Origin of the sequence: Streptomyces sp. GD-15H (assembly GCF_045291515.1) — a bacterium.
Taxonomy (GTDB): domain Bacteria; phylum Actinomycetota; class Actinomycetes; order Streptomycetales; family Streptomycetaceae; genus Streptomyces.
This window is the reverse complement of sequence record NZ_CP149447.1, coordinates 3,166,276-3,179,007: the sequence shown is the minus strand read 5'-3', so window position 1 is coordinate 3,179,007 and position 12,732 is coordinate 3,166,276. Positions and strand designations below refer to the sequence as shown.

Genomic DNA, 12,732 nt, shown 5'->3' with positions numbered 1-12,732 from the left:
CCCGAAGGGGGGCGGGCCGCCCCGGTCCGACCAGAGCGAGGAGGCGTCCGGGCATGAAGACGACGAGTCGGGCAGTCGCGCAGGCGTCGGCCGCGGAGGACGGAGGACGAGCCCCCTCCGCCCGGCGTACGGTCGACGGCTATCTGAGCGCGCCCTTCCCCTGGTACGGCCTCGACGAGGCGTTCACGGGACGGCGCTGGCTGATGCAGGTGGGAGCCACGGCCGACGGGGCCGTCGAGCACGGGTCGATCGGACACGGCGACGAGCCCTCGGTGCGCAGCGAGTGCACGGCCGGGACCGGCCGGGAGGCCAAGGAGAAGTTCGCGGTCGCCGTGACCGTGGCCGCCAACCCGGTGCGCCGCAGCGCGGACGGCACCGGCCTGCTGGAAGCCACCTCGGTGTCCTCCGCCGCCTGGCTCGCCGGTGTGGGGCTGCTGTCGTTCACCTGGCCGGGCCAGATGGACCACACCCTGCGCGACGACTGGCTGGAGCAGCAGACGGAGACGGCCTGGGTGCTCGCGGACGACCTCGCCGGACCGGACTGGTCGACGCTCTCCCTCCCCGTGGACGGGGTGCCGACGCCGTTCCGCTACCGGGAGTCCGAGTTCGGCTGGGTGCTCGCGGGATCGACGCAGGCGGGCGTGCACGTCGGCGCGTACGGCAGAGGCATGAGCGCGTACGGACTGGGCTTCGCCGTGGTCAAGGACATCAGCGCCTACGCGGGGGCCTGAGCCGCGGACCGTACGGCCGTTCCGTGCGGACCGTACGGCCGACCCGTACGGCGAAGGGCGCCGCCCCGACGGACGGCGCCCCGCGTGAGTGCGCTGCGGCGGCTCCCGGCCCCCTACGGGCCGCTGGAGTGCTCAGAACTTGTTGCGCGGCGTGATGCCCAGTGCCAGGCCCGCCAGGCCGCGCTGGCGGCCGCCGAGCTTGCCGGCGATCGAGCGGAGCGCCGAACCGGCGGGGGAGTCCGGGTCGGACAGGACGACCGGCTTGCCCTCGTCGCCGCCCTCGCGCAGACGCACGTCGATGGGGATGGAGCCGAGTACCGGGACGTTGGCGCCCGTGGTCCGGGTCAGCCCGTCGGCCACCGACTGGCCGCCGCCGGTGCCGAAGACGTCGACCATCTCGCCGCAGTGCGGACACGGCAGGCCGGACATGTTCTCGACCACGCCGACGATCTTCTGGTGGGTCTGCACGGCGATGGAACCCGCCCGCTCGGCCACCTCGGCCGCCGCCTGCTGAGGCGTGGTGACGACCAGGATCTCGGCGTTCGGGACCAGCTGGGCGACCGAGATCGCGATGTCACCGGTGCCCGGGGGCAGGTCGAGCAGGAGCACGTCCAGGTCGCCCCAGTACACGTCCGCCAGGAACTGCTGCAGCGCGCGGTGCAGCATCGGGCCGCGCCACACGACCGGCGCGTTGCCCGGGGTGAACATGCCGATGGAGATGACCTTCACGCCGTGCGCGGACGGCGGCATGATCATGTTCTCGACCTGGGTCGGACGCCCGTCGGCACCCAGCATGCGCGGCACCGAGTGACCGTAGATGTCGGCGTCCACGACCCCGACCTTCAGGCCGTCGGCCGCCATCGCCGCCGCCAGGTTCACCGTCACCGACGACTTGCCGACGCCGCCCTTGCCGGAGGCGACCGCGTACACCCGGGTCAGGTTGCCCGGCTTGGCGAAGGGCACCTCGCGCTCGGCCTGACCGCCCCGCAGGGCGTTCGCCAGCTCCTTGCGCTGCTCGTCGCTCATCACGTCCAGCGTGACGTCGACGCGGGTGACGCCCTCGACCTCGGCGACCGCGTCCGTCACCCGCTGCGTGATCGTCTCCCGCATGGGGCAGCCGGAAACCGTCAGGTACACGGTGACCGCGACCGCCCCGTCCGCGCCGATCTCCACAGATTTGACCATGCCGAGCTCGGTGAGGGGCCGGTTGATCTCGGGGTCGTTCACCGTCGCCAGTGCTTCGCGCACCGCGTCTTCCGTAGCCATGGTGTCGATGGTACGGCGCCCGGTGCATCCCCCGGTAAGCCCGTCAGTGGTCGTCTGCGTCACGTCCCGGAGGCCGCTGCGCCCGCATCACCGGAAATGAGCCGTGGTGATCCCGGTGTCCGTTGTGGCGGTCCTCCAGTTCCTTCACCACTTCCTGCAGTTCCGAGCGGATCCAGTCCCGCGTCGCGACCTCCCCGAGCCCGATCCGCAGGGCGGCGATCTCCCGGGTCAGGTACTCGGTGTCCGCGATCGACCGCTCGCCCTGCTTGCGGTCCTGCTCCAGATTGACCCGGTCGCGGTCGTCCTGCCTGTTCTGCGCGAGCAGGATCAGCGGGGCGGCGTAGGAGGCCTGGAGGGACAGCATCAGGGTCAGGAAGATGAACGGGTACTCGTCGAAGCGCAGTTCCTTCGGCGCGGACACGTTCCACACCAGCCACACGATGATGACGACCGTCATCCAGACGATGAACCGCCCGGTGCCCAGGAAACGCGCGATGCGCTCCGACAGCCGCCCGAAGGCGTCCGGGTCCCACTCGGGCAGGAGCCGGCGCCGAGGGGGCGCGGCTGGTCCAGCCGAGGCGTACGCGGGCGCCCGGCGGCCGTGGCACCCGCCGGCAGGCGCTCGCGCACACTGTCTCGCTCAGGAGTCATCGGTCACCACTCCCTCGCCGTCCTCGGTGTCCCTGCCGTTCGCGTCGACCGTGTCGCCTGTGTTGCCTGTGCTGTCCGCATTATCTGTGTTGCCTGTGCTGTCGTCGTCCAGATGGAACTCGGTCTCCCGCCAGTCGTCCGGCAGCATGTGGTCCAGTACGTCGTCCACCGTCACCGCGCCCAGCAGCGCGCCCGCCTCGTCGACCACGGGCGCCGCCACCATGTCGTACGTGGCGAAGAACCCGGCGACCACGGGGAGTGCCGCGTCCGGCTCCAGCGGCTGCAGGTCGTCGTCGAGCATCGAACCGACCAGGGTGTACGGAGGGTCGCGCAGCAGGCGCTGGAAGTGGACCGTGCCCAGGTACTTGCCGGTCGGGGTCTCCTCCGGCGGTCGGCAGACGTAGACCTGGGCCGCGTGCGCCGGGGACAGATCGGGGTTGCGGATGCGGGCCAGCGCGTCGGCGACGGTCGCGTCGGGCCTCAACACGATCGGCTCGGTCGTCATCAGACCGCCCGCCGTGTGCTCCTCGTACGACATCAGGCGCCGCATGTCGGCCGCGTCGGCGGGCTGCATCAGGCTGAGCAGCCGTTCCTTGTCCGCCTCGGGCAGTTCGGAGAGCAGGTCGGCGGCGTCGTCGGGGTCCATGGCCTCCAGGACGTCGGCGGCGCGCTCCTCCTTCAGCTTGCCGAGGATCTCCACCTGGTCGTCCTCGGGCAGCTCCTCCAGCACGTCCGCCAGGCGGTCGTCGTCCAGGGCGGCGGCGACCTCGGCGCGGCGCTTGGGGGAGAGGTGGTGCAGGACGTTGGCCAGGTCGGCGGGGCGCAGCTGCTCGAAGGTGGCGAGCAGGTTCTCGGCGCCCTGACCCTGTTCCTCCAAGGAGAAGCCGGTGACCGCGGACCACTCGACGGTCAGCGTCTCCCCCTTGCCGCGCCGAAACGTTTTGCCCTTCCTGCCCTTACGGACGAACACGCGGTCGATCTCCCACTCCCGACGGGCCGGCAGCTGATGCACCGACAGGTCGAGGACGGTGACCTCCTCATCGGTCTCCACGAGCGTCACCCTGCGGTCCAGGAGCTCCCCGAAGACGAGCCGCTCGGTGGGCCGCTGCTCGAAGCGCCGGACGTTGAGTACGCCGGTGGTGATGACCTGGCCGGACTGCACGGCGATCACCCGGTTCATGGGCAGGAAGATGCGGCGCCGGGTGGGGAGTTCGACGACGAGGCCGAGCAGTCTCGGTGGACGGCGGCCGACCCGCAGCATGACGACCAGGTCGCGCACGCGCCCCACCTGGTCGCCGACCGGATCGAAGGCGGCGACGCCGGAGAGGTGCGAGACGAAGAACCGGGGGGCGCCCGCTGCCATGGCGGCGGCTCCTTTTCATGCGGGGTCGTGCCGTGCGTGGTATTGCCTGCTCTGTTCCTGCCTCTGCCTGTCCTTTCCTGCCTGCCCCCGTCTGCTCCGGGCCCGCACCGGTCCGGTCCCGCCCGGCCGGACGTCCTGCCGTGTTCGGTGTCCGGATGCCCCGCTCGGGTGGGTTTCAGGCTAGCCCGTCCTGATCGCAGGTGCCCTTGTGGCCGGCCCGGACGGACTGCCTCCGGCCGGACCGTACGGTCCCGGTAATCTGCGGTACGCCCTTCAGGTCCCCCTCAGAGAGGCAGCGCAACCTGTGACTCCGATCTCCCAGGGCCGTTCCCGCACCACCGCGCTGGCGCGTGCCGTGTGCGCGCTGCTCGTGACCGGAATGGCGCTCACGGGATGCTCCGAGGAAGTGGACCCGAACGAGGGCACCAACGGCGTCGGCAGACTGACCGCCGACGAGATCCAGAAGAGCACCCTGGCGGCCGCCACGTCGGTCGACACCGTGCGGCTGCACGGAAGCGTGGTCACCAGCGGGAACACCTACAAGCTCGACATGCGGCTCGCACCCGAGGGCGGCATCGGTTCGGTCACCGCCGGGGGGCAGACGTTCCGGCTGCTGAAGGTCGACGACGAACTCTTCCTGAAGGCCGACGCGGAGTTCTGGGCGAACGGCAAGGGCGGCAAGGACGGTACGGAGGGCGAGGGCACGGGTGCGAGCGACGAGGGCGGCGGTGCGTCGGACACGGCGGCGGCCGGCAAGCTCGCCGAGAAGTACGTGAAGGTGCCGGAGGACGACCCGTCGTACAAGAAGTTCATCGGCTTCGCGGACAAGGATGTCCTCCTCGGCGCTCTGCTGACCCTGCACGGCAAGCTGGCCACGGACGGCCACCATGAGCAGGAGGGCGTCCGGAGCATCCGCATCACCGGCGACAAGGGCTCCGGCGGCACCCTGGACGTCTCCCTGGAGGGCAAGCCGTATCCCCTGCGCCTGGTGCGGGCCTGGCAAGGCGGGCACCCTCACCTTCTCGGCCTGGGGCAGTGACTTCGCCCTGGAGAGACCGGCCGAGAGCGAGACCCTGGACTACGGCGGGGAGCTCCCGACCTCGTAGCTGCGGGAGGGGCACGACCGGCTAACGGCGCTTCTTCCGCCGCTCCTTCAGGCTCCGCTCGCCCGCCGTCTTCCCTGCCAGCAGCCGGGGGAGGCCCGCGGGGAGCGGACGCCGGGTCGTCACCGGAGTCGGCAGCGGGGCCTCGGCCAGCGAGCCGTCGGGCAGTGGCGCCGTCGCCCCGGTCGGCTCCAGGCGCAGCACACGGCACTCACGGGCCCAGCGCTCCGTCATCGCCTCTCCGTCGGGCGCGTTGAGGCGCTTGCCCTTGAGCACGGCGACCGCCGCGTCCCACTCCTCGGAGCCGGACGGCAGCTCCACGACCTTCGCGGCCCAGGAGACCAGCCGGCCGCCCTTGTCCTTGCTGCGCACCGTCACCTCGGCCGACACGCCGTCGGCCAGCCCCGGCAGCGGCTGCTCCCCCGGTCCGTCGCCGACCAGGCACATCGCACCCTCGTGCCACACGTGCCACAACGGCCGGGCCGGGACACCGGGCCCCTCGACCCAGACGAGGCCGGACTTCTTCGTGGCCTCCTCGATGAGGGCCCGGTCGAGCAGCGCACTGGTCGCACTTGTCATGGGCCCAGCCTATCCAGGGCCCGCACGGGGCAGGGCCTTCCCTCGGAGCCGGCCGCTCTCTCAGAGCCAGCCGTTGCGCTTCAGCGTGCGGTGGATGCCCAGGCAGAGGACCACGGTCACGCTGAGGATCACCGGGTAGCCGTACTTCCAGTGCGTCTCCGGCATGTAGTCGAAGTTCATGCCGTACACCCCGCAGACCATCGTCGGCACGGCGATGATGGCGGCCCACGAGGTGATCTTGCGCATGTCCTCGTTCTGCGCCACGGACGCCTGCGCGAGATTGGCCTGGAGGATGGAGTTGAGCAGCTCGTCGAAGCCGATCACCTGCTCGTGCACTCGGGCCACGTGGTCGGCCACGTCCCGGAAGTACTTCTGGATCTCCGGGTCGACCAGCCGCATCGGCCGCTCACTCAGCAGCTGCATGGGTCGCAGCAGCGGCGACACCGCTCGCTTGAACTCCAGCACCTCACGCTTGAGTTGGTAGATCCGCCCGGCGTCGGTGCCGCGCGGGGTGCCCTTGCGGCCCGGCGAGAACACCTCCGTCTCCACCTCGTCGATGTCGTCCTGCACCGCGTCGGCGACCGCGATGTAGCCGTCGACGACATGGTCGGCGATGGCGTGCAGGACGGCCGAGGGACCCTTGACCAGCAGCTCGGGGTCGTCCTGGAGGCGGTGCCGCAGGGCCCGCAGGGAGCCCTGGCCGCCGTGCCGGACGGTGATGAAGAAGTCCCGGCCGGTGAAGCACATCACCTCACCGGTCTCGACGACCTCGCTGCTCGAGTTGAGCCGGTCGTGGTCGAGGTAGTGGATGGTCTTGAAGACCGTGAAGAGCGAGTCGTCGTAGCGCTCCAGCTTGGGCCGCTGATGGGCCTGGACCGCGTCCTCCACGGCCAGCGGGTGCAGTCCGAACTCGCGCGCGATACCGGCGAATTCGTCCTCGGTCGGCTCGTGCAGGCCGATCCACACGAAGCCCGAGTCACGGCGCACCAGGCGCATCGCCTCCTGCGGGGTGAGCGGGCTCTCGGTGGCCACGCGCCGACCGTCGCGGTAGATGGCGCAGTCGACGACCGCGGTGGTCGTCGCCGGGTCGCGGGTGGTGTCGTAAGGGCCGCTGCTCTCCTTGCGCGGCGTGACACGGGAGGGACGGACCACGGCGCGCAGGTCGCGGATCATCGACATGGCGGGCTCCTTCGCGAAACGGGCAACGAAAGGCGCCGGTACGACGGGTGGAACCACCCGGAATGAGGACGTCCTGACCAGGGATTTCCCTGCCTCCGAGAAGAATTGAGGCGCAGGATGTTTGGCACGTCCACAAAGCGGGGAGCACCGAACCGTCGCGGTGGCGGGTTTCGTCGCTGATACGGCTACTGGGGCAGATCAGGCACAACGAAACGAGATGCTCTTCCGGTGAAGACGCGATGATGAGGGGTGGCAGCCAGTACGGAGCGGCTACATCAGCGGGTGGAAGAGCGGGTGCTACTGCACGGTCGACTTCGGTCCATGCCAGCCCCACCTCCTCCGGCCGGTCCCTCGTGAGGGACGATCCTCATCCCCTGAGGGGATTCAGGGGATTCCCCCGTGGGGGGAAGTGTCACATCGGGGCTCGGGACGCGGACTGACCTTTTCCAGCGCACTGGGGCGATGCCCCGAAGTGAAGTCCTCAAGGCCTGCGCGATGCCTGGGCGGTCTCCTGCGTGCTGCCCCGAACCACCGGGCCAGAGTAGCAGCCGACCGATGTGTCAAGGCGCCGCTTCACCTGCTACCGGCGAGTTCTATGCTCGCCGCATGGCTGATGTTCTTCCTCTGGTCGAGGCCCGGTTGCGTACGGCTCTGGGCGAACCGGACGCACGCGCGGCGGTCACCTTCCTGGGTACGGACCGCTTCGAGGTGCTGCGTTTCCACGAGGGCGACATCGTGCGCTACGCCACCCTCGGCATGTCCGCGCAGCCCATGGCCGACCCCACGGCGGTGCTCGCGGATCCGGTCGCGGGCCCGCGCGTGGAGCTGGTGCTGTCCGTACGGGCCGGCCTCGCCGACACCGACAAGGTGCTCCGTCCGCTCGCCGTGCTCGCCGCGTCGCCGCAGGTCGAGGGTGTGGTCGTGGCCCCCGGCGCCTCCCTCGACGTCGGTGAACCGCTGTGGCCCGACGCCCCGTTCACCTCGGTGCTGGTCGCCGAGCCGGGCGGTCTGGTGGAGGACCTGGAGCTCGACGAGCCCATGGAGCCCGTACGGTTCCTGCCACTGCTGCCGATGACTCCGAACGAGGCCGCCTGGAAGCGGGTGCACGGCGCCCAGGCGCTCCAGGAGCGCTGGCTGACCCGGGGCACCGACCTGAGGCATCCCGCCCGCGCCTCCGTCCCGCTGGGGTGAGCAAGCTCACCCCGGCCGCCCTCCTCGCCAACTGGCCGGCTCCGGACCGACGTTGACGAGCGGGCGCAAGGTGTCGTCCGGGCCGGTGGATCGGCCCGGACGGCCGGACGGGCCGAGTGGGCCGCGTCCGGTTCCGGGTGACCGGTTCGGTCCGGACGGGTGATCGTCCTTGACGTGGCGGTGCGGGGGTAGGACCGTGGGGCCCTATGAGGGGCGAACCCAGTTGCCCGAAGTGTGGTGGCCGGGTCAGGGCTCCCGGCCTCTTCTCCGATGCGTGGCAGTGCGATGTGCACGGCACGGTGCACCCGGTCCAGCCCGTGATACCGCCGAGCGTCGATGCCCTCAACGTCGTCGTGCACCGCACCCAGGTGCCGGTGTGGATGCCGTGGCCACTGCCGGTGGGCTGGCTGTTCACCGGCGTGGTCTCAGCGGGTGACGACCGCAGCGGCGGCCGGGCCACCGCCGTCGCCTGCACCGGGCCCGGACCGCTCGGCGGCATGGGTGAGCTCATCCTCGTGGCCGAGGAAATCGGCGTCGGGCTGGGCGCGCGGTACGCGGGCGTCGACGGCCCGGACCCCGGCCCGTATCTGAACGTCGAGAAGCCCGCCGACACCAAGGTGCTGGCCGCCGGCCGGCCGACCCCGCTCTGGCACGTCTCCAAGACGCCGGACGACCGGGCGGTCTTCGCGGGCGAGGCGCTCGGGATGTGGCTGTGGGCGGTGGTCTGGCCCGAGCAGTGCGGGCTCCTGATGTACGAGGAGCTGGTCCTCACCGACCTCCGGGACGCCGGGGCCGAGTTGGAACTGGTGCCCTGCGGGGCGCTGTCACCGCGGCTGATGGAGAGGACGCCGTAGTCCCGTGCGGAGCCGGCGGCGGGAGCGGTAGGGGGCGCAGGGTGGATTCGGGTGTGACAGGAGCGTGCGGAAATACGGTTATCCTGAAGCGTCCCTGCCCGTCGGCCACCGCTTGGAGCAACGCGTCGTGCGCATCGATCTGCACACCCACTCCACCGCGTCCGACGGTACGGACTCCCCGGCCGACCTGGTCCGCAAGGCCGCCGCTGCCGGTCTCGACGTCGTCGCGCTGACCGACCACGACACCACCCGCGGCCACGCCGAGGCCCTCGCCGCGCTCCCCGCGGGGCTCACGCTGGTGACCGGCGCCGAGCTCTCCTGCCGGCTCGACGGTGTCGGCATGCACATGCTGGCCTACCTCTTCGACCCCGAGGAACCGGCCCTGCTCGCCGAGCGCGAGCTGGTCCGGGACGACCGGGTGCCGCGGGCCCGGGGCATGGTCGCCAAGCTGAACGCCCTGGGCGTGCCCGTCACCTGGGAGCAGGTCGCCCGGATCGCCGGCGACGGCTCGGTGGGCCGCCCGCACGTGGCCACCGCACTCGTCGAGCTGGGCGTGGTGGCGACCGTGGACGACGCGTTCACCCCTCAGTGGCTGGCCGACGGCGGCCGGGCCCATATGGAGAAGCACGAGACGGACCCCTTCGAAGCGCTCCGGCTGGTCAAGGGCGCGGGCGGGGTCGCGGTGTTCGCACACCCGGCCGCCACCAAGCGCGGCCGGACCGTACCGGAGTCCGTGATGGCCGAGCTGGCCGCGGCCGGCCTCGACGGCATCGAGGTCGACCACATGGACCACGACCCCGAGACCCGGGCGCGGCTGCGAGGTCTCGGGAAGGAACTGGGGCTGCTGGTGACCGGGTCCAGCGACTACCACGGCAGCCGGAAGAGCTGCGAGCTCGGCGAGTTCACGACGGACCCTGAGGTGTACGGCGAGATCACGCGGCGCGCGACCGGCGCGTTCCCGGTGCCGGGGCCGGCGGCGCCTGAGTCCCACGCCCGTACGCCTCACACGCTCCTCCGGCTCATCGCCCCCTTTCCGGGACGTCGACGCCCTTCTTTCCCCCGCTCATTCTTGGGCTCTTTCCTCGAGCGTTCCGCGCTCGCTCGTTCCCGGCAAGGCACTCATGTTCGACGTCGCCGTCTTCGGCTCTCTCTTCCTGACCCTTTTCGTCATCATGGATCCCCCCGGGATCACCCCGATCTTCCTGGCCCTGACCGCGGGGCGGCCCGCCAAGGTGCAGAAGCGGATGGCCTTCCAGGCCGTCTGCGTGGCCGGTGGTGTGATCGTCCTGTTCGGGCTGATCGGGCAGCAGATCCTCGACTACCTGCATGTGTCGGTGCCCGCGCTGATGATCGCGGGTGGGCTGCTGCTTCTGCTGATCGCGCTCGACCTGCTCACCGGCAAGACCGACGAACCCAAGCAGACCAAGGACGTCAACGTCGCGCTGGTCCCGCTCGGCATGCCCCTGCTGGCCGGTCCCGGCGCGATCGTGTCGGTCATCCTCGCCGTGCAGGAGGCGGACGGCACGACCGCCCAGGTGTCGGTGTGGGCGGCGATCCTCGCCATCCATGTCGTGCTGTGGCTGGTGATGCGGTACTCGCTGCTGATCATCCGGATCATCAAGGACGGCGGGGTGGTCCTGGTGACGCGCCTCGCGGGCATGATGCTCTCCGCGATCGCCGTACAGCAGATCATCAACGGGGTCACGCAGGTGATCCAGGGCGGCTGACCGCGCCGCGGTGCGCGTCCCCCGTGAGGAGGCGGGTGTGTCGGCCGGGCGGATCCACAGGCGCTGCCCGAGGGCGGCGGCCTGGCGAACGGTACGGTTGACGGAGGCGGCGTCCACAAGGTGCTGTGCACGGCGGTACCGAAGGAGACCGACCGGGACCGGTTGTGTTCGCACAGTGACCGCCAGGACAATAGAGACGATGAACGACGACCTCGCGGACCTGAACTCCCGTATCGACCGCACGAACGAGCTGCTCCAGCGCATGCTTGCCGAGGTGGCGAAGACACCCTCGACACACGCGATCTTCGTCGACGCCGGCTACCTGTACGCGGCGGCGGGCCGGCTGGTGGCCGGGACGGAGGACCGCAGGGCCTTCGACCTCGACGCCGAGGGACTCATCGACGCGCTCATCGACCGGGCCCGCACCATCTTCGCGGACAGCAGGCTGCTGCGCGTCTACTGGTACGACGGGGCCCGGCGCCGCATCCACACCGCCGAGCAGCAGACCATCGCGGAACTCCCCGACGTCAAGGTCCGCCTCGGCAACCTCAACTCCAACAACCAGCAGAAGGGCGTCGACTCCCTGATCCGCTCCGACCTGGAGTCACTGGCCCGGCACCGCGCCATCAGCGACGCGGCCCTGCTGGGCGGCGACGAGGACCTGGTCTCGGCGGTCGAGGCCGCCCAGGGGTACGGCGCCCGCGTCCACCTCTGGGGCATCGAAACCCCCGAGGGCCGCAACCAGGCCGAGCCGCTGCTCTGGGAGGTCGACAGCCAGCGCACCTTCGAGCTCGACTTCTTCAAGCCGTACGTCTCCCGGCGCGCGGCCCCCGCGTACGAGCCCGCGACAGATCGGCCCACCCGCGAGGACGTCCGCTTCGTCGGTGCGCAGATCGCCGCGAAGTGGCTCGCCGAACGGGGGCGGGACACGCTGGTGGAGCTGCTGCCCGGCCACCCCTACCTGCCCGGCTCGGTCGACCAGGACCTGCTGGTGGAGGCCGAGGGCCTGCTGCAGTACTCCCTGCGCGGCCAGGCAGACCTGAGACGCGCCCTGCGCGACGGCTTCTGGGCCCATCTCCAGGCGCAGTACTGACGGCGCGCTCCCGGGGCCGCACTAGCCGTGGTGCCGGGTGCCGGTGCCGTCGTCGTGGAGCCGGTCCCAGAAGGCGGCGAGGGCGTGTGCCGTGGGCGAGGGCCGGTCGACGTTGGGGGAGTGCTCGGCACCGGCGACGACCGTGCGGTGCGCGTTCAGCCGTACGGCCATGGCATCGAGGTCCGGTACCGGCCAGGTGTCGTCGTGCGCACCCGACAGCACATGGAACGGCAGCGGCACGGCGGTGAGTTCGGCGACCCGGTCCGGCTCCGTACACAACTGCCTTCCTGTGGCGAGTAGTTGTGCGGGCCTGGTGGCCAGCCAGCGGCGGCGCAGATGCTCCTGGTCGCCGAGCCCACGGGCGGGACCGCCGACCTCCTCCGGCGGGCCCATGGCCAGGATCGCCTCCCAGCACTGCGCCATCGACATCTGGGCGAGCGCGTCCCGCAGCAGCTTCACGCGCTGCTCCTGGGAGACCGAGATCCGGCCGGGGCCCGACGAGACCAGGGTGAGCGAACGGAAGGGGGAGTGGTCCTCGAGCACGGCCGCACGGGCGATCTGGCCGCCGAGCGAGTGCCCGACGAGGTGCAGCGGCGCAGCCGCGCCGAGCGCCTCCGCCTGCGCGAGCACGTCCCGAGCCAACTCGGCCTGAGCGTAAGCGGATTCGTCGTCGGCGGGACCGTCCGACTCGTACTGTCCCCGCCCGTCCACGGCGACGCTGCGGTACCCGCGTGCGGCGAGCGGCCCGTGCAGCAGCGTGAAGTCCTCCTTGCTCCCCGTGAACCCGGGCAGTGACAGCACGACCCCCTTCGGCTCGACGCCGTCGGCCGGTGGCACGTCGACTACGGCGAACTCCCCACGGGACGTGCGGAGCCGGTACGCCCGAGCGCCGGCGGGCGGGGCGGAGGCGGGGGCCGGCCTCGGAGGGGGAGTGGGGGCGGGGGCGGGGTGGCTGGTCACGGGGTGAGGGTAGCGGGCAGCAGGGGGGCGGGCAG

Annotated in this window: 10 protein-coding genes and 3 pseudogenes; 7 read left to right on the top strand and 6 right to left on the bottom strand. The window is 71.2% G+C overall.

The window, feature by feature from the left end:
• The first annotated feature begins 53 nt into the window (after nt 1-53).
• A complete protein-coding gene (locus WJ438_RS14645; RefSeq protein WP_406725632.1) occupies nt 54-731 on the top strand; it encodes a hypothetical protein in 678 nt (225 codons plus the stop codon).
• A 132-nt stretch (nt 732-863) separates the two neighbouring features.
• Here WJ438_RS14645 and WJ438_RS14640 read toward each other — a convergent pair whose 3' ends face one another.
• The 3 genes and pseudogenes from WJ438_RS14640 to WJ438_RS14630 form a co-directional block, all read right to left on the bottom strand.
• Nucleotides 864-1,997 (bottom strand): Mrp/NBP35 family ATP-binding protein, encoded by a 1,134-nt coding sequence (locus tag WJ438_RS14640; protein WP_406725631.1) that lies wholly within the window; start codon nt 1,995-1,997, stop codon nt 864-866.
• A gap of 43 nt (nt 1,998-2,040) precedes the next feature.
• Nucleotides 2,041-2,648 (bottom strand): annotated as a pseudogene (locus WJ438_RS14635) (DUF1003 domain-containing protein).
• On the bottom strand, nt 2,638-4,011 hold the full coding sequence (locus WJ438_RS14630) for a magnesium transporter MgtE N-terminal domain-containing protein (RefSeq protein WP_406725630.1): 1,374 nt from the start codon (nt 4,009-4,011) through the stop codon (nt 2,638-2,640). The pseudogene WJ438_RS14635 and the gene WJ438_RS14630 overlap by 11 nt, the downstream one beginning before the upstream one ends.
• A gap of 304 nt (nt 4,012-4,315) precedes the next feature.
• Between WJ438_RS14630 and WJ438_RS14625 the strand changes: the two are divergent.
• Nucleotides 4,316-5,117: pseudogene (locus tag WJ438_RS14625) on the top strand (hypothetical protein).
• 21 nt (nt 5,118-5,138) lie between these two features.
• Here WJ438_RS14625 and WJ438_RS14620 read toward each other — a convergent pair.
• Both WJ438_RS14620 and WJ438_RS14615 read right to left on the bottom strand, forming a co-directional pair.
• Nucleotides 5,139-5,693: a hypothetical protein gene (locus WJ438_RS14620; RefSeq protein ID WP_406725629.1), complete on the bottom strand. Its 555-nt coding sequence runs from the start codon at nt 5,691-5,693 to the stop codon at nt 5,139-5,141.
• Nucleotides 5,694-5,753: 60 nt separating this feature from the next.
• Nucleotides 5,754-6,872, bottom strand: coding sequence for a magnesium and cobalt transport protein CorA (locus WJ438_RS14615; RefSeq protein ID WP_406725628.1), 1,119 nt, complete (start codon nt 6,870-6,872; stop codon nt 5,754-5,756).
• Between the two features lie 606 nt (nt 6,873-7,478).
• Here WJ438_RS14615 and WJ438_RS14610 point away from each other — a divergent pair.
• The 5 genes and pseudogenes from WJ438_RS14610 to WJ438_RS14590 all read left to right on the top strand — a co-directional run bounded on the left by WJ438_RS14610 (nt 7,479) and on the right by WJ438_RS14590 (nt 11,737).
• Nucleotides 7,479-8,063 (top strand): suppressor of fused domain protein, encoded by a 585-nt coding sequence (locus tag WJ438_RS14610; RefSeq protein WP_406725627.1) that lies wholly within the window; start codon nt 7,479-7,481, stop codon nt 8,061-8,063.
• Between the two features lie 206 nt (nt 8,064-8,269).
• Nucleotides 8,270-8,917, top strand: a complete 648-nt coding sequence (locus tag WJ438_RS14605) for a DUF6758 family protein (RefSeq protein ID WP_406725626.1) — start codon at nt 8,270-8,272, stop codon at nt 8,915-8,917.
• Nucleotides 8,918-9,044: 127 nt separating this feature from the next.
• A pseudogene (locus tag WJ438_RS14600) lies at nt 9,045-9,887 on the top strand (PHP domain-containing protein); the annotation flags it as partial.
• Nucleotides 9,888-10,038: 151 nt separating this feature from the next.
• Nucleotides 10,039-10,644 (top strand): MarC family protein, encoded by a 606-nt coding sequence (locus tag WJ438_RS14595; RefSeq protein ID WP_406725625.1) that lies wholly within the window; start codon nt 10,039-10,041, stop codon nt 10,642-10,644.
• A 199-nt stretch (nt 10,645-10,843) separates the two neighbouring features.
• Nucleotides 10,844-11,737, top strand: a complete 894-nt coding sequence (locus WJ438_RS14590; RefSeq protein ID WP_406725624.1) for an NYN domain-containing protein — start codon at nt 10,844-10,846, stop codon at nt 11,735-11,737.
• A 21-nt stretch (nt 11,738-11,758) separates the two neighbouring features.
• Here the strand turns inward: WJ438_RS14590 and WJ438_RS14585 are convergent, their stop codons facing one another.
• Nucleotides 11,759-12,697, bottom strand: a complete 939-nt coding sequence (locus WJ438_RS14585; RefSeq protein WP_406725623.1) for an alpha/beta fold hydrolase — start codon at nt 12,695-12,697, stop codon at nt 11,759-11,761.
• Nucleotides 12,698-12,732: the final 35 nt, after the last annotated feature.